At 48.6% G+C, this 22451-nt stretch carries 18 protein-coding genes; 7 read left to right on the forward strand and 11 right to left on the reverse strand.

Translation table 11 applies throughout. The features are described from left to right. Positions 1–246: 246 nt before the first annotated feature. From KD147_RS04410 to KD147_RS04425, 4 genes are read right to left on the reverse strand one after another with little or no spacing between them, the layout of a single operon-like run. On the reverse strand, positions 247–1698 hold the full coding sequence (locus tag KD147_RS04410; protein ID WP_105253363.1) for a TrkH family potassium uptake protein: 1452 nt from the start codon (positions 1696–1698) through the stop codon (positions 247–249). 39 nt (positions 1699–1737) lie between these two features. After that, complete coding sequence (locus KD147_RS04415; RefSeq protein ID WP_105253364.1) at positions 1738–2352, reverse strand: YigZ family protein; 615 nt, start codon at positions 2350–2352, stop codon at positions 1738–1740. 56 nt (positions 2353–2408) lie between these two features. Next, positions 2409–3731 carry a Xaa-Pro dipeptidase gene (gene pepQ / locus KD147_RS04420; protein ID WP_212547055.1) on the reverse strand — a complete coding sequence of 441 codons (1323 nt, stop codon included), beginning with the start codon at positions 3729–3731 and terminating at the stop codon, positions 2409–2411. 59 nt (positions 3732–3790) lie between these two features. Further along, on the reverse strand, positions 3791–5674 hold the full coding sequence (locus KD147_RS04425; RefSeq protein WP_212547056.1) for a transglycosylase SLT domain-containing protein: 1884 nt from the start codon (positions 5672–5674) through the stop codon (positions 3791–3793). Between the two features lie 297 nt (positions 5675–5971). Here KD147_RS04425 and fadB point away from each other — a divergent pair, with 297 nt between their 5' ends. The 3 genes from fadB (at position 5972) to tusA (ending at position 9841) form a co-directional block, all read left to right on the forward strand. Further along, positions 5972–8134, forward strand: coding sequence for a fatty acid oxidation complex subunit alpha FadB (fadB, locus tag KD147_RS04430; protein WP_105253367.1), 2163 nt, complete (start codon positions 5972–5974; stop codon positions 8132–8134). Positions 8135–8136: 2 nt separating this feature from the next. Further along, entirely contained in the window at positions 8137–9300 is a 1164-nt protein-coding gene (gene fadA, locus KD147_RS04435; protein WP_212547057.1) for an acetyl-CoA C-acyltransferase FadA, read from the forward strand. Positions 9301–9601: 301 nt separating this feature from the next. After that, positions 9602–9841: a sulfurtransferase TusA gene (tusA, locus tag KD147_RS04440; RefSeq protein WP_212547058.1), complete on the forward strand. Its 240-nt coding sequence runs from the start codon at positions 9602–9604 to the stop codon at positions 9839–9841. On the opposite strand, the gene KD147_RS04445 is transcribed toward tusA, so the two are convergent. The 3 genes from KD147_RS04445 to glyQ form a co-directional block, all read right to left on the reverse strand. After that, positions 9838–10284 carry an early set domain-containing protein gene (locus tag KD147_RS04445; protein ID WP_212547059.1) on the reverse strand — a complete coding sequence of 149 codons (447 nt, stop codon included), beginning with the start codon at positions 10282–10284 and terminating at the stop codon, positions 9838–9840. The genes tusA and KD147_RS04445 overlap by 4 nt on opposite strands. Positions 10285–10398: 114 nt before the next feature. Further along, complete coding sequence (gene glyS / locus KD147_RS04450; RefSeq protein WP_212547060.1) at positions 10399–12468, reverse strand: glycine--tRNA ligase subunit beta; 2070 nt, start codon at positions 12466–12468, stop codon at positions 10399–10401. An 8-nt stretch (positions 12469–12476) separates the two neighbouring features. Then, positions 12477–13376, reverse strand: coding sequence for a glycine--tRNA ligase subunit alpha (gene glyQ, locus KD147_RS04455; RefSeq protein ID WP_105188756.1), 900 nt, complete (start codon positions 13374–13376; stop codon positions 12477–12479). 287 nt (positions 13377–13663) lie between these two features. Between glyQ and KD147_RS04460 the strand changes: the two genes are divergently transcribed. Continuing rightward, positions 13664–14809 carry a S8 family serine peptidase gene (locus KD147_RS04460; protein WP_105253370.1) on the forward strand — a complete coding sequence of 382 codons (1146 nt, stop codon included), beginning with the start codon at positions 13664–13666 and terminating at the stop codon, positions 14807–14809. 81 nt (positions 14810–14890) lie between these two features. Here the strand turns inward: KD147_RS04460 and gyrB are convergent, their stop codons facing one another. The 4 genes from gyrB to dnaA are packed head-to-tail and all read right to left on the reverse strand — an operon-like array spanning position 14891 to position 20874. Then, positions 14891–17317, reverse strand: a complete 2427-nt coding sequence (gene gyrB / locus KD147_RS04465) for a DNA topoisomerase (ATP-hydrolyzing) subunit B (protein WP_212547061.1) — start codon at positions 17315–17317, stop codon at positions 14891–14893. An 11-nt stretch (positions 17318–17328) separates the two neighbouring features. After that, on the reverse strand, positions 17329–18420 hold the full coding sequence (gene recF, locus KD147_RS04470; protein WP_105253372.1) for a DNA replication/repair protein RecF: 1092 nt from the start codon (positions 18418–18420) through the stop codon (positions 17329–17331). A 5-nt stretch (positions 18421–18425) separates the two neighbouring features. Continuing rightward, complete coding sequence (gene dnaN / locus KD147_RS04475) at positions 18426–19529, reverse strand: DNA polymerase III subunit beta (RefSeq protein ID WP_105253373.1); 1104 nt, start codon at positions 19527–19529, stop codon at positions 18426–18428. 10 nt (positions 19530–19539) lie between these two features. Beyond that, on the reverse strand, positions 19540–20874 hold the full coding sequence (gene dnaA / locus KD147_RS04480) for a chromosomal replication initiator protein DnaA (RefSeq protein ID WP_442792535.1): 1335 nt from the start codon (positions 20872–20874) through the stop codon (positions 19540–19542). 662 nt (positions 20875–21536) lie between these two features. Between dnaA and rpmH the strand changes: the two genes are divergently transcribed. From rpmH to yidD, 3 genes are all read left to right on the forward strand, one after another. Continuing rightward, positions 21537–21671: a 50S ribosomal protein L34 gene (gene rpmH, locus KD147_RS04485; protein WP_008488847.1), complete on the forward strand. Its 135-nt coding sequence runs from the start codon at positions 21537–21539 to the stop codon at positions 21669–21671. A gap of 6 nt (positions 21672–21677) precedes the next feature. Then, positions 21678–22100 carry a ribonuclease P protein component gene (gene rnpA, locus KD147_RS04490; RefSeq protein WP_105253374.1) on the forward strand — a complete coding sequence of 141 codons (423 nt, stop codon included), beginning with the start codon at positions 21678–21680 and terminating at the stop codon, positions 22098–22100. A gap of 93 nt (positions 22101–22193) precedes the next feature. Continuing rightward, entirely contained in the window at positions 22194–22445 is a 252-nt protein-coding gene (gene yidD / locus KD147_RS04495) for a membrane protein insertion efficiency factor YidD (RefSeq protein ID WP_105253375.1), read from the forward strand. Positions 22446–22451: the final 6 nt, after the last annotated feature.

A 22451-nucleotide genomic window follows, 5' to 3' on the forward strand; every position in this document is an offset into this window, starting at 1 on the left:
GCGCTCCAAGAGTGGCGTTATATGCAATAGGTGAGTTCGGTGTAAGTAAGTCATCCTGACGCTGCGGTCCGGCTCGACATCCGTGTCTCGCGTTCGAATTTACAAGAGTGACTGAAATACGTCGAAGGTAAGTTTTGTGCAAGTAAGTCGTCCTGACGCTGGGTCCCGGCTCGGGCATCCACGCCCTCGCGTTTGGCGCTCCAAGAGTGACGTTAAGTCACTCTCGGTCGCGGTAGCGACCGCGCCTCACCCACGCCAGAAGGTTGGGGTGAATAGTACTAACAGGGTGAAGATCTCTAAACGACCAAAGACCATGGCCAGGGTTAGAATCCACTTGGCGTTATCGCTGATATCACCGTAATGGGCCGCCACCTCACCCAAGCCCGGACCCAGGTTATTTAAGCAAGCTGCGGTCGCCGAAAAGGCGGTGATATTGTCTAAGCCCGTGCCCATTAGGCTGATCATGATGATCACGAAGACCAGGGCATAGGCGGAAAAGAAGCCCCAAACCGCCTCAACGACCTTATCGGGAAGCGCCTTACGACCCAGCTTAATGGAATAGATGGCTCTTGGGTGGACCAGGCGGTTGAGTTCACGAATGCCCTGCAAGTACAACAAGAACACCCGTACCACCTTCATACCGCCACCGGTAGAACCGGCACAGCCACCAATAAAACTGGAGAAGATGAGCAAAATGGGTAGGAACAAGGGCCAGGCTGAGAAGTTATCCGTGGCAAAGCCCGCCGTGGTACTGATAGACACGGCCTGGAACATGGCCTGATCTAAGGTTTCATCCCCATTGGCATAGATATTATTAGACGACAACACCGCAAAACAAACGATGATCAGCGCCACCTGGATTAAGAAGAACACCTTAAATTCAGGGTCACGCAAATACACTTTAGGACTGCGACTGGCCACCACTGCGTAGTGCAGGGAAAAATTCACCGCCGCGATTAATAAGAAAAACACACAAATCAGGTTGATCACCGGGCTATCAAAGTAGCCCATGGACGCATCATAGGTGGAGAAACCGCCAATGGCTATGGTCGAGAAGGCATGGCAAATGGCATCGAACCAACTCATCCCCGCCACCCAATAGGCCAAGGTACAGGCCAGGGTAAGGGATACATAGATATACCAGAGGTGCTTGGCGGTATCGGCGATACGCGGTGTCATTTTCGAGTCTTTCACCGGCCCTGGCGTTTCGGCGCGGTACAGCTGCATGCCACCAACGCCAAGCATGGGCAGCACGGCCACCGCGAGTACGATGATCCCCATGCCACCGAGCCACTGCAACTGCTGGCGATAGAAGAGCACCGACTTGGGCAGATATTCGATGCCGGTCAACACGGTCGCCCCCGTGGTCGTTAAGCCGGAGAAGGCCTCAAACACGGCGTCGGCAAGCGACAGTTTTGGTGCATCAAGGAAGATCAGGGGCAAGGATGCGAACGACCCCAGTACCAGCCAAAACAGTACCACGATCAAAAAGCCTTCGCGGGCTTTGAGGTCGCCATGCTCATGGCGGTTAGGATAATAGGCAAATAAGCCGGCAATAACGCTGAAGATAAACGCAAGAATAAAAGGCAGACCACCACCATCTTTATAGATAAGTGATACCAGCGCAGGAGGAACCATGGTGATACTAAACAGGGCTACTAGCTGACCGAGTATCTTTATTATCGTGCGGTATTGCATTTAGCGCATCGCCGTGACTTTTCTTTGCATGTTATTGTCTTACTGTTTTATTTTTAACTCAACAGTACCATGGCTTAAATCAAAAATATCTTTTATTGCGTCCTCTGCCTGGCGCGCATCGATACGGATCTGCCAGGAAATGTGGCTGCCGTATTCCTTGTCCATAGCCAGCACCTGGTATTGTGAGTTAAGGCATTGTTCTATCTGCCCTTGTAGAGCATAGTCACTGTCGCCGGTTAGCACCACACTGGGCACCTTAATCTGTGTCTGTAATTGCGCCAAGGCGTTATTCAAAGTGCCACCATAGGCGCGCACCAAACCACCCGTTCCCAGCTTAATGCCGCCGAAATAACGGGTGGTAACGGCACAGATCTCACCCAAACCACTGCCCTGCAGTACATTCAGCATGGGCTTGCCGGCGGTGCCATTGGGCTCGCCATCATCACTGAAACCATAGACATGGCTACCACCGGGCGCCCCGGCTACATAGGCCCAGCAGTTGTGACGGGCATCCGGGTACTGCTCATTGATGGTAGCAATAAAGGCCTTGGCGCTGGCCACGTCCGGAGTATGGGCAAGATGAACGATAAAGGTGCTTTTTTTAATTTCTTCTTCGTAGCTCAGGGATTGAGCTGGATAAGCGTATTCTGACATAGGGTTTAGCTGCCTAAGGCGGTGGCACCATTGCCACCACCTTCACAGGAGGATGGTTAGTCGAGGTTTAATTCGCGGGTCATGTTTTCCAGACCATGCTCATGGACAATGATATTGTCCTCGATACGAATACCGCCAAACGGCTTAAACTCGGCTATCTTGTCCCAGTTCACATGCTGTCTATTGTCCGTTGCCGCTACATCTTCAAGCAGAGAGTCAATAAAGTACAGGCCCGGCTCGATGGTGAACACCTGGTTCGCCTCAATCATACGGGTGCAACGTAGGAACGGATGCCCTTCTGGCGGTGCCTGATGGGTGCCACTTTCATCGGCCATAAAGCCACCCACATCATGTACCTGCAAACCAATATGGTGACCCAGACCATGAGGGAAGAAGGTCGAGGTGATACCCTTTTCGATAATTTGCGCCGCCGGCAGATTGACGATATTAAAATCGCTTAGCACCTGAGCCACACGCTGATGGCAATCAAGATGCAACTCACCGTAGAGTTTTCCCGGTGTTAGCGAGTTACATAGCTCTATCTGATGTTGGTTCATCACCGCCAATAGCTCGGCAAACTGACCCTGACGCGCAAAGTCGTAGGTACGGGTAATATCGGCGGCGTAGCCATTAAAATTGGCACCGGCATCGATCAAAAACGAGCGGTGTTGCGCCGGGATGTCCCGTTCAAAATGGGTGTAGTGCAAAATGGCACAATTCTCATTTAGGGCCACGATATTGCCATAAGGCGTGTCGTTTTCACTGTGCTTGGTCGCCAACAAATAGGCATGTTGGATCTCAAATTCCGATTTACCCTGATAGAAGGCATCACGCGCCGCCTGATGACCGGCCACCGCCAGCTTGTTCGCTTCGCGTAAACAGGCTAGCTCATATTGAGTTTTGTAGGCGCGATGGTAATGCAGGTAATTCATTACCGGCTCTGGGTTCATCAACTCAAAACCAAGGGCTTGAGCCACTTCTACACACTCACCAATGTAGGCATAGCGCGCCTTGTCATAGGGCAATAGTTTTTCTACCTGCTCCGGCTTAACCAGCAGCTCGATATCAAAATAGTCGGCCCAGTATTCGTTTGGTTCATCCGGCACCTTGTGCCAAAAATCGACGGGACGATAGAAGATAAGTTTAGGTTTATCGCTGCCATTGGCCACAATCCAACAATGAGGATTGTCGATCACCGGCAACCAGGCCTTAAATTGCGGGTTAACCTTAAACGGATAATACATATCATCTAAGAACTGGCGCTTTGCCTGACCAGAATGAATTACCACACCATCAAGGTTTTCACGCTCAACAATTTCGCGTGTGCGTTTTTGCAAGGTTGCAATATGTTCAGCGTATAACACCGCCAATGTATTCATGTATCACCCACTTTGCTAATTATGTTTATGCCAGTCTATCATAGCCGCCACCGTTGCGGCTAACCGCCAATATTCATATCCAAAATTGTCGCCAGCACATTTTCGTTCTTACCCTGCTTGGCCAAATAAACCTGACGATAGGCAAACACGTTTTTCACGTAATCACGGGTTTCACGATAAGGGATCAGCTCAATCCACAACTCCGCCGGCATGGCTTCGTCTGGGATCCACTTATTGACGCGATGATAACCGGCGTTATACGAGGCCGTGGCTAATATTTGATTGCCACGGGTCTTACCTTCCAAATACTTCAAATACTTGGTACCTAAATTAATATTGGTGCTGGGTTCATACAGGCGCTTGCTGGCTACCGAGCTGCGATTAATGTATTGGGCGGTACTCGGTAGCAGTTGCATCAGGCCCCTGGCGTTGGCTCGAGAGCGCGCATCGGCGGCAAAAGAGCTTTCCCTGCGGGCAATGGCGATACTCCAATCCAGGTCGACTTTATGACGGTTACTATAACGTTCGAAGAGGTTGGTGTAAGCATCGGGAAAACGCAGGTCGACATAATCCCAGGCCTTGAGCCGTGCTAGGGTAATAATGGCTCGGTCGTGCCAGCCCTGCTCCGAGGCCAGCACCGCAGCGGCCAGTTTCTCGGCATTGCTGGAGGTATCGATAAGGTAATTCCATTCTCTTCTGGCACTGGTAACCCTATCCAACTCATATAAAACCTTTGCCCGTTTATAGCCCGGCGCCTGCTCTACCTTAGCCTTTAAACCCGGTGGCAGGGTCAACTCTTGGTTATTGAGGTTAACCGGCAAATCTAATCGCGCCGCCGCCAAAAAGCCGTAATAGTCCCGTTCTGTTGCCAGCTTTTGCCATAACTCGTTGGCTTGCTCATTTTTGCCCTGGCGTGAATAACTGTAGGCCAGCCAATATTGATGTCCGGCACTGAGCTCTTTTTTCGGGGTAAAGAAGGCGATAATGGCTGGCCAGTCCTGCTCCCTAAGCATGTTGGCCAAATGCCATTGCACCAATTTATTATCCTGTTTGGTATCGGGCACCTTATTGAGCCAGAACTTGGCTTCATCATGCTGTTTTACCGCCAGGGCATAGGCCAAAGCATAATGCACCTTATCCTGCTGCTGCGCGCTAAAGGTAAACATGGTCGATAATTTTTGCCAGGCACGAATGGCCAAATCCGGGTCTTGCCACACCAGGCGTTTAACCCCGTACACCGCAATTTCTGCTTCCTTGGGCGATTTGTTCTTATAGCGATACAAACCGGCTGCCGCACTGGGGTCTTTTTTGACCTTAGTATATAAGTCCGCTAGATACCTTTCTTTGGCTGGCAATTGCGTTTTTAAATAGCCTACCAACTTATACTGCCCCACCCGAGCCGCCAAACCCAATCGTTGCCACACTATTTCCGGCGTCTGTCCGCCAGCCTTACGCCAGTAAGAAAACACCCCATCGCATTCTTTAGGTTGTGATTTATTGACCAGCCACAGCTTTTCTATTTGCTCCAACAGGGCATCTTTTGGCGCCCCGAGCTGCCATTGAAAATCAAGATACTGGCAGGTGAGCTCGACGTCCTTGGTAATGCTGTAATTTTCTACAAACTTGGCCTTATGCCCATGCTTAGCCAGGTAGTTTAACCAGGCACTGCGCACCGGCCATTCCAACGGCGTATGCTGATAAACCTGTAAAAAGTGCTCTATTTCGGTTTGATATTTAATGTGTGGATGGTGCTTATAAAAGGCCATTTCCACATAAGGCTTAAGCGGATGCTTAAGCTGCTCGTTAACGCGCTTAAATTCACTGTAATTGCCACCACGGGCAATTTTTTCGGCTTTGAGAAAATCATCGTGACTGCCGGCAAATGAGACACTGCAAACTTGCATTAAGGAGGCGGCCAGCAGGGTGTGAAGAAGTCGTTTCATGATAATCCTAACTGTATTTCGTGAAACAAAAGCAGCGAAGAAGCCTACACTAGGCAAAAAAGGCGCGCTGCCCTCATTGAGTCAAAGACTCTCATTAACTGTACTACATAAATGCCAGACTTTTGACCTATGCCAACCGCATTCTGGCGTGTTTTGGTCGCATCTATTTTTTGAGCTAACTTTAACCGTATGTAAATTTTAAGCTTAAATTTTCATTGCATTTTGCGATTAAAGGCGCGACACTGATTTAAATTTAACTCATCGTACCAGTTTCATGTGAAACAAAGGGAGATACCCATGATATTTCAGAGCGATTCCTTTGTAGTTTCTTTTATAAAGGACCAAATTGCTGAGTTTAAGTTCACTGTACCCGGTTCAGTAAACAAGCTATCTCAGCAAACCCTGAGTGATTGCCATCAGGCAATTAAAGAATTAGCCCAACGCGACGACATCAAAGGTATGGTGTTTACCAGTGACAAAGATCACTTTATCGTTGGCGCCGACATTTTCGAATTCCTACCCACTTTCCAGCGCCCAGAAGAAGAACTGGTTGGCTGGATTAAGAATGCCACCGACGTATTCGATGCCTTAGAAGATTTACCTTTTCCAACCCTGTGCGCCGTCAATGGCATGGCTCTCGGTGGTGGTTGCGAGTGGATCCTGGCAACCGATTTCCGTGTTGCCAGCGAAACCGCCAAAATCGGCTTGCCTGAAACGAAACTGGGTATCATGCCGGGCTTTGGGGGTACTGTACGTTTACCTCGCTTAATCGGCGCTGATAACGCCATGACCTGGATCACCACGGGACAGGAAAACCGCGCTAACGATGCCCTAAAAGTGGGTGCCGTCGACGCCGTGGTGGCCGCTGACAAATTACTGGATTCCAGTATCAGCATGCTAGAACAAGCCATTGCCGGTAAGCTGGATTGGCAGCAACGCCGAGCGCAAAAGCAAGCGCCACTAAAGATGAACAAGGTAGAGCAAGGCATGAGCTTTGCGATGGCCGAAGGCCTGGTGATGGGCAAAACAAAGGGTCATTACCCAGCCCCTGTGATGGCGGTTAGAACCATCAAGGCAGCAGCGAATATGAGTCGCGATGAAGCCATGGCATTGGAAAACGCCAACTTCGCTAAATTAGCTAAAACCCAAGAAGCGGCGGCGCTCACCGGTATCTTCCTCGCCGACCAATATATTAAAGGCAAGGCCAAGAAGCTGGCCAAAGGCAGCGACACCCAAATTAATCAAGCCGCCGTACTAGGTGCCGGCATTATGGGTGGTGGTATCGCCTATCAATCGGCCTACAAAGGCACCCCCATTATCATGAAGGACATCAACCAAGGTGCCTTGGATCTTGGTATGGGAGAAGCCGCTAAGCTACTTGGTAAGAAGGTAAAACGCGGCCATATGAGCATGGACAAGATGGTTGGCGTACTAGGTAAAATCAAGCCGACCTTGAATGATGCCGATGTGCAAGCCGCCGATATCGTCGTCGAAGCAGTTGTTGAAAACTCGAATGTGAAAAAAGCGGTCTTAAGTGACCTCGAAAAGTCCATGCCCGAAGGCACGGTACTGACTTCTAATACCTCAACCATTCGCATCGACGAACTGGCGACAGCGCTTGATAAACCAGAAAAATTCTGTGGTATGCACTTCTTCAATCCGGTACCTCGCATGCCGCTGGTAGAGATTATTCGCGGTGAAAAGACCTCTCAAGAAACCGTTAACGCCGTTGTCGACTACGCCCTTAAGCTGGGTAAATCGCCTATCGTCGTCAATGACTGCCCGGGCTTCTTTGTAAACCGCGTGCTATTCCCCTACTTCGCCGGTTTCAGCAAGATGGTCAGCGAAGGCGTCAGTTTCGTTAAAATTGATAAGGTGATGGAAAACATCTTTGGCTGGCCTATGGGCCCCGCTTACCTGCTTGATGTTGTTGGTATCGATACCGCCTTCCACTGTACCGGCGTGATGGCCGATGGCTTCCCTGAGCGTATGGCGCGTCAGGAAAAAGACCCGGTTACCATTATGGCCAATGCCGAACGCTTTGGTCAGAAAAATGGTAAAGGCTTCTACAGCTATGCCCCGGATCGCCGTGGCCGCTTGAAGAAGAGCCAGGATGCGCAAGCCCTAGAGCTTATTGCGCCGCTGTTCGATGGCGAAAAAGAGTTGGATAAACAAGAGATCATCGACCGCTGTATGATTCCGATGATCAACGAAGTACTGCTTTGTCTACAGGAAAACATTGTTGCGTCACCACAAGAAGCCGACATGGCGCTGGTGTACGGCATCGGTTTCCCTCCGTTTAGAGGCGGTGTATTCCGTTACCTAGACCAAATTGGCCTAGCCAACTTTGTGGCGGCAGCCGATAAGTACGCGCACCTAGGTGCTATTTACCAGGTTTCAGACGAAACCCGTCAATGGGCTGAACAAGGCCGTGTGTTTTATCAAGTGGAGGGACAATAATCATGAATAAGGTTGTTATTGTAGATTGTATTCGTACGCCCATGGGCCGTTCTAAAAACGGTGTATTCCGTCATAAACGAGCCGAAGATCTCAGTGCACACTTGATGAAGGGCTTACTGGAGCGCAACCCGGCGGTTGACCCGGCTTCGATTGACGATATTTATTGGGGCTGTGTGCAGCAAACGCTAGAGCAAGGCTTTAACGTGGGCCGTAATGCCGCCCTGCTTGCCGGTATTCCTCACACCGTGCCAGCCGTGACGGTAAACCGCTTGTGTGGTTCATCCATGCAGGCGCTCCATGACGCAGCCCGCGCCATTATGACCGGCGCCGGTGACACCTACCTAATCGGTGGTGTAGAACACATGGGTCACGTGCCTATGACGCACGGCAACGACTTCCACCCTGGCCTGGCAACATCCGTTGCTCAAGCGGCTGGAGTGATGGGTCTAACCGCCGAATACCTGGCTACCCTACACGGCATCAGTCGTCAGCAGCAGGACGAATTCGGTGCTCGCTCTCACCAGCGCGCGCACGCGGCAACGGTTGAGGGTCGCTTCAAATCAGAAATCCTGCCAATGGAAGGTCACGACGAAAACGGTGCTCTGACCTTGGTTGAGGACGATGAAGTTATCCGCCCGGAAACCACGGTGGAAGGCTTGTCTCAGCTTCGTCCTGTATTTAACCCAGCATCAGGCAGTGTGACCGCGGGGACCTCTTCGGCCCTGTCTGACGGTGCCTCGGCCATGTTGGTCATGAGTGAAGACAAGGCCAAAGAGCTGGGCTTGCCGATCCGTGCCTATGTGAAGTCGATGGCGGTGGCGGGCTGCGATCCTTCCATCATGGGTTATGGCCCTGTACCAGCCAGTAAGAAGGCATTGCAAATGGCCGGTCTGACTATCGATGACATCGATGTGGCCGAACTGAATGAAGCCTTTGCCGCTCAGTCTTTACCTGTACTGAAAGATCTTGGCTTGCTGGATAAGGTAGACGAAAAAGTTAACCTCAACGGCGGTGCTATTGCCTTGGGTCACCCACTGGGTTGCTCCGGCTCACGTATCAGTACGACGCTAATCAATATCATGGAAGACAAAGATGCCAAATACGGTTTAGCTACCATGTGTATAGGCCTTGGCCAGGGTATTGCCACGGTCTTTGAACGTCCGTAAATAACCTGAACTTGGGTTAAGAAGTTCGCTAATATGCTTTAAAAATAACTAACTTGAGGTCAAATTTTTCTAGCTAGATGTTTTGATTAATACAAGGCAAATTTGTGCGGCAATAGAAGCTCTATTGCAAACAAATTTAACGCGGTAGTAAGAAAAAACAGCAGCTAGAAAGCAAGTTGTTATCACAAGTCCAGGTTACTTAAATCTTGGTGATAAAAAGGCGGGTTCAGCTTTATGCTCCCGCCTTTTTTCTTGCCGCGACTTTGGGTAAAATGGGCGTTTTATACACGAGCACTCATTTATGACCTTTGATACCGCCGATCACGTTCTTGACGCCCTTGGTTTACGCTGCCCGGAACCCGTTATGATGGTGCGCGGTACGGTGCGCAAAATGAATAATGGTGAAACCTTGCTTATTATCGCCGATGACTCATCGACGACCCGCGATATTCCAAAGTTTTGCCGCTTTATGGACCACACCTTGGTGGCCCAGCAAACAGAGCAATTACCTTATCAGTACCTGATCAAAAAAGGTCTTTAATCAAAGACCTGATTAATGGTTACCAATGGCTTGCTAAAGCGTGAGAAGTTAATAGATACCTTGTACCAGCCCTCTTCCGCAGGGGTAAAGCTAAAGTAGTTATATACGCTGTTACAGTCCGCTTGAACCGGCAGGCCAATTTCCAATTGCTTATCCAGACCTTCGTCTAAATAACCACAGTTATAATTTTCACTCCAATCGGCATCGGCGATTTTAAATTCATAGGCTTTACCGGGAGTCGATAGCTTGATCTTGGTTTCATAAATGGCCGGCGCCACCTTCACCATTTGATATTCCGGCTGTGCATCCCATAACGAGAAGTCGCCACGCAGATACAGGGGTTTTTGCACTTCTTCAACCGGCACTATGTCGTCTAAGGTGACCGTGCTTGAACACGCACCTAAAAATAATGTGGCTAAAACGAGGGAGAGTTTTGTCTTCATTGTTATTGTTTCCAAATTTGACGCACTTTTCATCAGTCTAAGAAATTAGTGCATTAGCTTCAATAAAAAAGCCAGCTAAATGCTGGCTTTTGTCATGAATGTGAGAAATATTCACTATTTTTGCAGTACCGAGATGTCGGCAACCTGTAAGAACAGATCCTGCAGTTGTGACAATAGCGCCAGACGATTGCGTTTAATTGCTTCGTCGTCCGCCATGACCATGACATTATCGAAGAAGGCATCAACGCTTTGGCGAATATTGGCCAGCTCGCTTAGCGCTTGCTGGTAATCGCCTTGCTCATATAAAGGCGCAAGTTTGGCCTGATAGGCCGCTACTTCTTGTGCCAGTGCTTGCTCGGGCGCTTCTTGCAGTAGGCTTTGCTCAATCGCTCCGCTTTCATGCACGTCATTTTTGCTCAGGATGTTACCAACACGCTTGTTGGCGGCCGCTAGCGCTTCTGCCGGCTCAAGCGTACGGAAGTGGCTTACCGCTTTAACGCGCAGGTCAAAGTCCAGTGGCTTCGAAGGACGACGCGCCAATACCGCTTGGATCACATCCACTTCAATGCCCTGCTCCTGATACCAGGCGCGGAAGCGACCCAGTAGGAACTCAAACACATCTTCGGCAACTTGTTCATTGCTTAACTTATCGCCGAATAAGGTTTTCGCTTTCGCAACGATATCAAGCACATCCAAAGGTAGTTGCTTTTCAACCATGATGCGCAAGGCACCGATAGCGGCGCGGCGCAGTGCAAACGGGTCTTTGTCGCCTTTAGGGGCCTGACCAATGCCGAAAATACCAACCAGGGTATCGAACTTATCCGCCAAGGCCACGGCACAGCTGATCTCGCTGTGTGGCAAGGCATCACCGGCAAAGCGCGGCATATACTGTTCGTTCATGGCCAGGGCCACGGCTTCGTCTTCACCGTCAAAGCGCGCGTAGTGCATACCCATCACGCCCTGCACATCGGTGAATTCCATCACCATTTCGGTCATCAGGTCGGTCTTACTCAATAGACCCGCACGCTCGGCCAGGGCCTTATCTGCGCCCAGCTGCTCGGCGATATAACCGGAAAGCGCGCTAATACGCTCGGACTTGTCTTTAAGCGTACCCAGTTGCTTTTGGAACAATACCGTACCCAGTGACTCCAAACGGCTTTCCAGCGTTTTCTTTTTATCCGTTTCAAAGAAAAACTGTGCATCGGCAAGACGTGGACGAACCACCTTTTCGTTACCGGCAATGACCACACTTGGGTCTTTACTTTCAATGTTCGAAACAAACAGGAATTTGTTGATCAGCTTGCCGTCTTGGTCTAACAGCGGGAAGTACTTTTGGTCGTCCTTCATGGTGTAGATCAAGGCTTCATCAGGCACTTCTAGGAAGCTTTCTTCAAATGATGCCGTTAAGGTCACCGGCCATTCTACTAGGGAGGTCACTTCCTCAAGCAAGTCTTCGTCCATGGCTACAACCGCACCTAGTTTAGCTGCCGCCGCTTCGATTTGATTGCGGATCATTGCCTTACGAGTGTCGTAATCGGCAATAACATAAGCTTTCTTCAACTGCTCTAGCGCTTCATTGGCATTGTTGATGGTGACCTTTTCCGGGTGATGGAAACGGTGTCCCTGCAGCTGGTTAGTAACCTGCTTACCCAAGATCTCGCCGGCAATCAGGCTATCGCCGTAAAATACCGTGGCCGTGTGCACAGGACGGATAAACTGTGTCTTGTTGGCGCCCCAACGCATTGGCTTAGGAATAGGTAGTTTTGCCAGTGCCGCATTCACCGCGGCTACGATCAATTCCTGAACCGGTTGACCGGCAACCTCGGCCTTATGTAGCAGCCACTCGCCTTTATCGGTGACATGACGACCCGCTTCGCTCACCTCGATACCACAACCACGGGCCCAGCCCATTGCCGCTTTGGTCGGGTTGCCATCGGCATCAAATGCCGCCTGGATCGCAGGACCACGCTTTTCGACTACCTTATCAGCCTGCTTGCCATCAAGTTGTAGCACCATTAAGCCTAAGCGACGTGGTGAGGCGTACCATTGCACCCCGTCATGTGCCAGGGCCAGATCTTCTAATTGTGCCTTCAGGCCGTCTGCGAAAGCCTCGGCCAGGGCACGCAATGATTTCGGCGGTAGTTCTTCGGTACCGATTTCTACTAATAAATTTTGCTTTAACATGGTAATTCTTAATCCTTACACAGCGGGAAGCCAAGCGCTTCACGCGCCGCGTAGTAACTTTCAGCACAGGCTTTAGACAGAGCACGTACACGCAGAATGTAGCGCTGACGCTCTGTTACAGAAATAGCGTGACGCGCATCTAACAGGTTAAACGCATGAGACGCCTTCATTACTTGCTCGTAGGCCGGCAGCGGTAAATTTGCTTCAATAAGCTTCTGGCTTTCTTTTTCACACTGATCAAATTGCTTAAACAGCGCGTCTACGTCGGCGTATTCAAAGTTGTATTTCGATTGCTCAACTTCGTTTTGGTGGAATACGTCGCCATAAGTCACCTTGCCCATAGGACCATCCGTCCAAACCAGGTCATAGATGCTGTCTACGCCTTGAATATACATGGCTAAACGCTCAAGACCATAAGTGATCTCGCCGGTCACCGGCGCACACTCAAGACCGCCCACCTGCTGGAAATAAGTGAACTGAGTCACTTCCATGCCATTTAGCCACACTTCCCAACCTAGACCCCAGGCACCCAATGTTGGTGATTCCCAGTTGTCTTCCACGAAACGTACTTCGTGTTTCAATGTGTCGATGCCCATGGCCGCAAGCGAACCCAGGTAAAGCTCCTGAATGTTATCCGGAGAAGGTTTTAACACCACCTGGAATTGATAGTAATGTTGCAAACGGTTCGGGTTTTCACCATAACGGCCATCGGTTGGGCGGCGGCAGGGCTGTACGTAAGCACTCGACATCGGCTCTGGGCCGACGGCTTTTAAGAACGTAAGCGGATGGAAGGTGCCGGCGCCTACTTCGAGATCGAGCGGCTGAGCAATAACACAGCCTTGCTGTGCCCAATAATCCTGAAGCGCAAGGATCAGGCCCTGAAAAGTTTGTAAGTCGTATTTTTGCATAATGACGTAAAATTCTGCTGCTTAGAGTGCGGTTTTATTGCGCACAGTATACCCCTTGCACCGCCTTGTTTTAAGCAGTTTCTTTTTATTGGCTACAGAGCGGCCTTGATAAATCTTCTGCATTCATCATTTTCAACACTCTTAAAACACGCATTTTTTAATCTTTATCTAATACCCTTTTCGTATTTTCTATTTGAAACAGTTGCTTTTTTTGCAAACTGTCCTAAATTGTTAACCTGGTGTTAAAAGACACCATTTTAATAATAACGATTATAAAGGTTAAACCAATGAACAAAACTCTCATCGCAACAGCTGTTTTAGCTGCATCAACAGGCTTCGCAAATGCCCAACCCGCTCCCGATCACGCGGGCATGGCTGCCGAGCTTGAAATTGCAAATACCTGTATTGTTCGCTTTAACGACAGCGTTTCTAAGTTTGATGTCGAGGGCAAGGCCCGCGGCATGCTAATGAAATCTCAGTCTCAAGCTAAGCACATTTATAGTAATGCCATAAAAGGTATGGCTATTAACATGAGCTGTGATAAAGCGAAAAGCGTGTTTGCAGACGAAGCGGACATCATGCACTTTACTCCTGACGGTATCGCCTATGCTTCACCTTCAGCACAACAGGGTAAGCCTGGTGGCGGCGGTGGCAGCCAAGGTCAACAAACTCCTTGGAGTGTCACCCGTGTAGGTGGTCCAGTAGACGGTTCGGGCTATACCGCTTGGGTTATTGATACCGGTATCGATCTAGACCATGGTGACCTAAACGTTGATGCTAGCCGTGGCTTTAGCGCCTTCACCAGCGGCCGTAATGCCGGTATGGACGACGGTAATGGTCACGGTACCCATGTTGCCGGTACTATTGCTGCGCTAAATAACCAGCAGGATGTTGTTGGTGTTGCTGCCGGTGCAACCGTTATCCCGGTAAAAGTATTGGACGCACGTGGTTCAGGTAGCTGGTCTGGCGTATTAGCCGGTGTTGATCACGTTGCCGCCAATGCGTCTGCTGGTGACTGTGCGAACATGAGTTTGGGTGGTGGTTTTAACCAAGACCTGAATGATGCCGTTGAAAATGCTGCTCAGCAATCGGGTGCATTCTTCGTGGTTGCTGCAGGTAACGAAAGCCAGCATGCGGGTAACGTGTCTCCTGCCAGTGCATCACACCCTCGCGTGTTTACCATTTCAGCGACCGACAGCAGCGATAACTTCGCTAGCTTCAGCAACTATGGTAACCCACCGGTAGACTATGCGGCACCAGGTGTAAGCATTCTATCTACTCGTTCTGGTGGTGGCACAACAACCATGTCAGGTACCTCTATGGCGTCTCCGGCTGCATGTGCAGTGATCATGATGCGTAATGGTAACCCGGGTACAGATGGTCAAGCCATCAACGATCCTGACGGCAATGCAGATTCTATCCTACATCTCTAAAATTGTTGTGAACTAAGTGAAATAAAAAGCCCCCGCGATTGCGAGGGCTTTTTTATGCCTATTGATTAGTATCGATTGACATTATACGTCTAGGTTAACCACACGCAGAGCGTTCTGCTCGATGAACTCACGGCGCGGCTCAACCTGGTCGCCCATTAGGGTCGCAAACAATTGGTCGGCGGCGATGGCATCTTCAATGGTAACGCGCAGCATACGACGTGCCGCAGGGTCCATGGTGGTTTCCCACAGCTGGTCCGGGTTCATCTCACCCAATCCTTTATATCGCTGCGTATACAAGCCTTTCTTCGAATCGCTGATCAACCAGTCTAGTGCCTCAACAAAGCTGTCGACCGGCTGAGTTTTCTCGCCACGTTGTACGTAAGCACCGGCGCCAATAAGGTTACCCACCTTCTCTCCGGTAACGCAGATACGTTGGTAATCTTTAGACGTCAGGAAGTCATGGTTAAGCACATACTGCTTGTCCACACCGTGCTGACGAATATTCACCATGGGGTAATACAGCTTACGCTCATCGTCGAAATGCGTGTGGGCGCTGTAGATGGCCGCATCTTCGTCGCGAACAACTAAATCGTCAACCAATGCCTGAGTCCACTGCTGTACCTTGGCCTCTTCGCCTAAATCGCCTTCGCTGATGCAATCGCGATAAATTAGACTGTGCATCATGGCCGATGGATATTTACGGGCCAGGCGCTCGATAACCTTTTCGGTCGATTGGTAATCACGAACCAGGTTTTCCAGGGCATTCCCTTCGATAACCGATGCTCCTTCGCTGCTGTAAAGGGCTGAGCCATTTAGCGCTAATGAGGTAAGGTACTCGACCAAGGCGTTATCGTCTTTAATATAACGCTCTTGCTTGCCTTTCTTAATCTTGTATAGCGGCGGCTGAGCAATATACACATAGCCACGCTCGATGATTTCCGGCATTTGACGGTAGAAGAAGGTCAATAGCAAGGTACGAATGTGCGAGCCATCGACGTCGGCATCGGTCATGATAATGATGCGATGATAACGAAGCTTCTCAGGATCATACTCGTCACGACCGATACCACAGCCCAAGGCGGTGATCAGAGTAGCTACTTCCTGTGACGATAACATCTTATCGAAACGGGCTTTTTCTACGTTAAGAATTTTACCTTTAAGCGGCAGGATGGCCTGATTCTTACGGTTACGGCCCTGCTTGGCAGAACCACCCGCAGAGTCACCCTCCACTATGTAGAGTTCAGATTCTGCCGGGTCTTTTTCCTGACAGTCGGCCAGCTTACCCGGTAGGCCTGCTAAATCCATGGCGCCTTTACGACGCGTCATTTCACGGGCTTTACGCGCCGCTTCACGGGCACGGGCAGCATCAATGATCTTGCCTACCACAATTTTCGCGTCGCTTGGATTTTCCAAAAGGAATTCACTAAGCTTTTCACCCATGGCTTGCTCTACCGCTGTCTTCACTTCACTGGAAACCAATTTATCCTTGGTTTGTGAAGAGAACTTAGGATCAGGCACTTTTACGCTAACAACCGCGGTCAAACCTTCACGAGCATCATCACCCGTTGCATTGCTTGTCGTTTTAGCCTTTTTATTAAAGCCCTCTTTTTCCATGTAATTATTAAGCGTACGCGTTAATGCCGCACGGAAACCAGCTAGGTGAGTACCACCATCACGTTGTGGAATGTTGTTGGTGAAACAGAAGATGCTTTCCTGGAAGCCATCGTTCCACTGCATCGACACTTCAACACTAATGCCATCCTCTTCACGTTCATGGGTGAAGTGGAATACATTTTGATGAACAGGGGTTTTCTTACGGTTTAGGTAAGCTACAAAGGCCTCGATACCGCCTTCATATTTAAAGTGGTCGCGCTTATCTTCTTCACGCTCATCGGTCAAAATAATCGACACACCTGAGTTCAAGAAGGATAGCTCACGCAGACGCTTGGCCAAAATATCGTAGTGGAAATTGGTGTCACTAAAGGTCTGTGAACTAGGCCAGAAACGAATTTCTGTTCCGGTAGAGTCTGATTCGCCAATCACAGCCAGCGGTGCATCAGGCTCACCCATTGAATAAGTCTGCTTATGTAATTTACCGTCACGACGAATTTCCAACGCAAGCTTCTCAGATAGAGCGTTTACTACCGAAACACCTACACCGTGCAAACCACCGGATACTTTATAAGAGTTATCGTCGAACTTACCGCCGGCGTGTAGCACGGTCATAATAACTTCTGCGGCCGACACCCCTTCTTCCGGGTGCAGCTCGGTTGGAATACCACGGCCGTTATCGCGCACCGACACGGAACCATCGGTATGGATTGTCACGTAAATATCGTCACAATACCCCGCCAACGCCTCATCGATTGAGTTGTCGACCACCTCGAATACCATATGGTGTAAACCGGTGCCATCATCGGTATCACCAATGTACATTCCTGGTCGTTTCCGTACAGCGTCTAGTCCTTTAAGTACTTTAATACTTGATGAATCGTAATTTTCAGACATGGTGTTTCCATTTATCTTGTTATTAGTTCGCCATGTTTCACGTGGAACAAAGCCTGTGGCCTTGCCAAAGCCTCTAACACGGCGGAGACACTTTGGGATTCAATCGTTGTTATGAATATCTGTGCATCACAACGAGAAAGCAGTTGCCCGACTTTCTTCTTGGTATCTTCGCTTAGTTCCGAGGGTAAATCGTCAATAAGCAGAATCGATTGTTTTCCGGTCTCTTTTTCTATTAAGCTATTTTGCGCTACTTTGAGCGCATATAAAAGCAATTTTAACTGCCCTCGCGAGAAGGCTGATTCTACCGGGCCGAGAGATGTTTTTATCGTTAGATCGGCCTTGTGTGGCCCTTTGCTGGTATAGCCCCGCATCAGGTCACCATCCCTGTTTTGAGCCAGTACATCGGCGAGGGATTCAGTACGCTTCCAACCCCAATTGAAATCAATTTCCAGGTCGTTTAGCAATTCTAATTCTGTACACAGTCTATCAAAAAAAAGCGCTTTAAACCTCTCTATATACGACTCTCTTAGCTGGGTAATTTTCTCGGCTAAGCGAACGAATTCTTTGTCCCAAACCGGCAGCATGGTGCGCAGTTCGGTGGGCTTATTTTTTAATAGTGCATTGCGTTGTTTCAGCACCTTATTAAAGTTTTGCCAGTGGACAAAAAACTCTTGTTCCACGTGGAACACACCTAAATCTATAAAAGCACGGCGTTCCTTGGGACCACCAAAAAAGAAGGAATAACTTTCCGGGGTAATGACCTGGACCGGCAACACTTGAGCCAAATCCGATATACGTCGACTCGCCTTCCCCTGGATTTTAATCTGGGTTTCACCCTGAACATTTTTTTGTATGCCCAGGGGAATCGTTAGGTTGTTACTTCGCTTTTTTGCATGCAAGGTAAACTGTGGTTGCCCGTTACGGATCACATTGCGGTGCTTATTGGTGCGGAACGAACGTCCGTGAGAAAGGAAATAAATGGCTTCTAAAAAACTGGTTTTACCGCTGCCATTTTCACCATAAATAATGTTGATCGCTTCCGGTGCTAAGGTAGCAGCCTCAATATTACGAAAGTTATTGAGGCTAAAAGAAGTCAGGCTCATGGCCGTTACAAGCGCATGGGCATAACGACATACAGGGCTTCACCGTCTCCCGCTGCTTCCATTAGGGCACTACTGTTTGAGTCGGCAAGAGTAATAGAAACGTCTTCGGTTTTGATGGTGTTAAGTACATCAAGCAGATAAGAAACGTTAAAGCCTATCTCTAAATCTTCTCCCTGATACATCACTTCGATCACTTCTTCCGCCTGCTCTTGCTCTGGGTTATTAGCGCTGACCTTGAGCATACCCGAGCTTAAGTTCAGACGAACACCGCGAAACTTTTCATTAGATAGAATCGATACGCGGTGCAAGGCATTACGCAACCATTCACGATTAGCGATAATCACCTTATCTCCACCACGCGGTAAAACACGGCGGTAATCAGGGAAACGACCATCAACCAGTTTACTGGTAAAGGTGAACTCGGCATCGGTAATACGAATATGGTTCGCACCAAATTGAATAGTGACGGGCTGATCGTCGGCCGGCATCAGCCGCATAATTTCCTGCACACCTTTGCGCGGCACAATCAACTGACGCTGGCTATTTAACGACTGTGGTAATTTCTTTTGTGCTATAGCTAAACGGTGACCATCGGTGGCCACGGTTTTAATTTCGTCATTTTCAACTTCAAAGGACATGCCGTTAAGGTAATAACGAACATCTTGGTTAGCCATAGAAAAATGAGTGCTTTCCAGCAACTTACGAAGCTCCAAGCGACTTAGTTGAAATTCAACTTCACCATCCCATTGCTCCAGATTAGGGAAGTCTTCCGCCGCCAACGACAGCAAGGCAAATCGACTTTGTCCCGAGGTCAGTACCACCTGATGCTCTTGAGAGGTCAAGGTGATATCACTGCCATCGGGCAGACTTTTACAAATATCTAAAAGCTTTTTCGCCGGCAAGGTGATCTTGGTGTCGGCACAAGGTTGCTCCAGGGCTACCGAGGCGACGAGCTCTATTTCAAGATCGGTTCCCGTCATGGATAACTGACCATCGCGCACCTCAAGTAATACATTGGAGAGCACGGGCAAGGTGTGCTTACGCTCGATGGCGCCTGATACCTGCATTAAAGGCTTTAGAAACTGATCTCTAGCGATAGTAATTTGCATAAGGGTAACCTTAAGATGACAAAGTTCTTATTAGATTTTGATAGTCTTCTTTCACTTCGTGGCTTTCATCACGAAGTGCTTTAACCTTGCGGCAGGCGTGCAGTACCGTGGTATGGTCACGACCACCAAATGCGTCGCCGATTTCCGGCAAGCTGTGGTTTGTTAATTCTTTCGATAATGCCATGGCCACCTGACGCGGACGCGCCACCGAGCGGCTACGGCGCTTAGACAATAGATCGGAAACACGAATACGATAATACTCTGCCACAGTGCGTTGAATATTGTCTATGGTCACCAGCTTATCTTGCAGTGCCAATAAATCGCGCAGCGCTTCTTTTACAAAATCGATAGAAATGGGTCGACCGGTAAAGTTAGCATTGGCAATCACTCGGTTTAACGCCCCTTCCAACTCACGCACATTGGAACGCAATTTTTTAGCAATAAAGAAAGCCACTTCATGGGGTAAGTTAATCTTACTCTGCTGTGCCTTCTTCATCAAAATGGCCACACGGGTTTCAAGCTCGGGCGGCTCGATAGCAATGGTTAAACCCCAACCGAAACGAGATTTAAGTCTGTCCTCTACCCCTTCTATTTCTTTGGGGTAACGGTCGGAGGTCAAAATGATCTGTTGGTTGCCCTCAAGGAGCGCATTAAAGGTATGGAAGAACTCTTCCTGAGAGCGCTCTTTGTTGGCAAAGAATTGAATATCATCGATCAGCAAGGCATCAACACTGCGATAATAGCGTTTAAATTCTTCTATCGCATTGTTTTGTAAAGCTTTCACCATATCCTGAACGAAGCGTTCTGAGTGCATATAGACAATCTTAGCATTCTCTTTTTTCGCTAAAATGCCATTACCCACCGCATGTAATAGGTGCGTTTTACCTAAACCAGTGCCACCGTATATAAATACAGGGTTAAATGCAGAGCCAGGATTATCGGCCACCTGAGTTGCTGCGGCTTTGGCTAACTGATTTGATTTACCCTCAACAAAATTATCAAAGGTATAGTTTTCTTTTATATTAGATTTGTACTGTGACTTGGGCGCTGGTTCAACTGCTGCGGGTTGAGCCGGTTGTTTAGCCCTATTAGCCTTGGCGTTGTCACTGGCGCCATTTACGCCCTGACTAGGTGCCTGTGCCGTAGTATTCACAGCGGTATTAAGCATGGGCTTGCTGCCCACATCAAAACGTAATTCTGGCGCTTCATCGCCACAAATTTCGACTAACAGTTCATTTATACGATTTAGGTATTTTTCTCTAACCCAATCAAGAACAAAGCGGTTTGGCGCATAAATAGTCAGAGTATCATCGGTACTTTCTGCCTGCAGGGGTCTTACCCACATACTAAATTGCTGTGATGGCAATTCATCTTGCAACACGTATAAACAACTTTGCCAAACAGACAGATACACAGTGTACTCCCGAAAATAGAATAGAGGTTTCGATACTCGTTCATCACGAGTTTAGCGCTTGTTATTCTTCCCTGAATCACGGCTTTTCTGTGATCGGGTCGCCCATTATGACGCCTATTTATCCACAACTTCAATATTGATTTTTACGGAAAATATGCTCCAACAAGAAAAGCAATGTAACACATTGTTTTTAATTGATATTTATTTTAAAAAAAGAATTTAATTTAACGCTTTACAAAACTTTGATCTTGATCAATTAAGATGATCCAAGGGGGTTATTCAGGGGATTTATGCACTTTTTAAACATGCCCTGTGGAAAACTTTCAGTTTTTAACGATCCTTCGAGGATCGCTTGCACGATCTTGGCCTCCAGCTGCTAATATATAGGCTCTTTGTTGTGCGATTATCGTTGACTTTAGCGTCAAGCCTCTATAGAATCTCGCGCTCGCTAAGGCACCACGGAATGTCCGTTGGAAACACTCGGTGAACATCGCAGAGTGAGAAAAACTTGGCATCGAAGTTGTGTTAGCGTCTGAGTGAGGATCGCGACCCACACAGAGAACTTAAACCTTAACCGATCGGATGGAATTGTTATGAAAAGAACTTTTCAACCTAGCGTATTAAAGCGTAAGCGTACTCACGGTTTCCGTGCTCGTATGGCTACTGCTAACGGCCGTAAAGTACTAGCACGTCGTCGTGCTAAAGGCCGTAAAGTTCTTTCTGCTTAATATTTAGTGGAAGACTTTCGCTTTGGCAGGGAGTTACGTCTGTTAACTCCCTCGCATTACTCCCGCATTTTTAACGAGCCTGCTCGGGCTGCTACTTCCTTATTTACTCTCTTAGCTAAACCTAACTCGTTATCGCAACCGCGATTGGGGCTCACCGTAGCTAAAAAGAATGTAAAACAAGCCAATCAAAGAAACCGCATCAAGCGTATTGCTCGTGAAAGCTTTCGCCTGCATCAGCATAAACTCGACAATATTGATATTGTGTTGATGGTTAAACGCGGTATCGACGAGCGCTCAAACGCCGAAATTCGTCAAGAACTGGATAAACTATGGCGTAAAATCAACGAACGCTGTAAACCAGGATACAAGCCGCCACCGCGCAGACATCACAAAAAGCGCGACAATACTTCGCAAAAGCGTGGTAGATAATAGAATTTACCTAGGTTTTCAGGTATCTTTAGCTCACCTTTTAATCGACTAACTGAGTATTCACTTATACCCTACTCAGTGCTGCGGGCCTTTATGTTAGCTTTTATATTAGCAATACCTAAAAATACCCTCATTACTGTAATAAAGGTCTATCAAAAGTGGATCAGCCCAATGCTTGGGCCGAACTGTCGCTTTAATCCCAGCTGTTCTTCTTATGCCTTGCAGGCTATTAAACTGCATGGCGCGGTAAAAGGCAGTTGGTTGGCAGCGAAACGAATAGTAAAATGCCATCCTTTACATGCCGGAGGGGATGATCCCGTTCCTGGCAAACGTAACCACCATTAATCTTAA

The sequence above is a fragment of the Pseudoalteromonas sp. BDTF-M6 genome (assembly GCF_018334135.1).
Classification (GTDB): Bacteria; Pseudomonadota; Gammaproteobacteria; order Enterobacterales; family Alteromonadaceae; genus Pseudoalteromonas.

What these genes read in the sequence shown, in the direction of transcription:
- KD147_RS04410 (WP_105253363.1), bottom strand. Translation starts at nt 1,698, where the DNA reads ATGCAATACCGCACGATAATAAAGATACTCGGTCAGCTAGTAGCCCTG.
- KD147_RS04415 (WP_105253364.1), bottom strand. Translation starts at nt 2,352, where the DNA reads ATGTCAGAATACGCTTATCCAGCTCAATCCCTGAGCTACGAAGAAGAA.
- pepQ (WP_212547055.1), bottom strand. Translation starts at nt 3,731, where the DNA reads ATGAATACATTGGCGGTGTTATACGCTGAACATATTGCAACCTTGCAA.
- KD147_RS04425 (WP_212547056.1), bottom strand. Translation starts at nt 5,674, where the DNA reads ATGAAACGACTTCTTCACACCCTGCTGGCCGCCTCCTTAATGCAAGTT.
- fadB (WP_105253367.1), top strand. Translation starts at nt 5,972, where the DNA reads ATGATATTTCAGAGCGATTCCTTTGTAGTTTCTTTTATAAAGGACCAA.
- fadA (WP_212547057.1), top strand. Translation starts at nt 8,137, where the DNA reads ATGAATAAGGTTGTTATTGTAGATTGTATTCGTACGCCCATGGGCCGT.
- tusA (WP_212547058.1), top strand. Translation starts at nt 9,602, where the DNA reads ATGACCTTTGATACCGCCGATCACGTTCTTGACGCCCTTGGTTTACGC.
- KD147_RS04445 (WP_212547059.1), bottom strand. Translation starts at nt 10,284, where the DNA reads ATGAAGACAAAACTCTCCCTCGTTTTAGCCACATTATTTTTAGGTGCG.
- glyS (WP_212547060.1), bottom strand. Translation starts at nt 12,468, where the DNA reads ATGTTAAAGCAAAATTTATTAGTAGAAATCGGTACCGAAGAACTACCG.
- glyQ (WP_105188756.1), bottom strand. Translation starts at nt 13,376, where the DNA reads ATGCAAAAATACGACTTACAAACTTTTCAGGGCCTGATCCTTGCGCTT.
- KD147_RS04460 (WP_105253370.1), top strand. Translation starts at nt 13,664, where the DNA reads ATGAACAAAACTCTCATCGCAACAGCTGTTTTAGCTGCATCAACAGGC.
- gyrB (WP_212547061.1), bottom strand. Translation starts at nt 17,317, where the DNA reads ATGTCTGAAAATTACGATTCATCAAGTATTAAAGTACTTAAAGGACTA.
- recF (WP_105253372.1), bottom strand. Translation starts at nt 18,420, where the DNA reads ATGAGCCTGACTTCTTTTAGCCTCAATAACTTTCGTAATATTGAGGCT.
- dnaN (WP_105253373.1), bottom strand. Translation starts at nt 19,529, where the DNA reads ATGCAAATTACTATCGCTAGAGATCAGTTTCTAAAGCCTTTAATGCAG.
- dnaA (WP_442792535.1), bottom strand. Translation starts at nt 20,874, where the DNA reads ATGTGGGTAAGACCCCTGCAGGCAGAAAGTACCGATGATACTCTGACT.
- rpmH (WP_008488847.1), top strand. Translation starts at nt 21,537, where the DNA reads ATGAAAAGAACTTTTCAACCTAGCGTATTAAAGCGTAAGCGTACTCAC.
- yidD (WP_105253375.1), top strand. Translation starts at nt 22,194, where the DNA reads ATGTTAGCTTTTATATTAGCAATACCTAAAAATACCCTCATTACTGTA.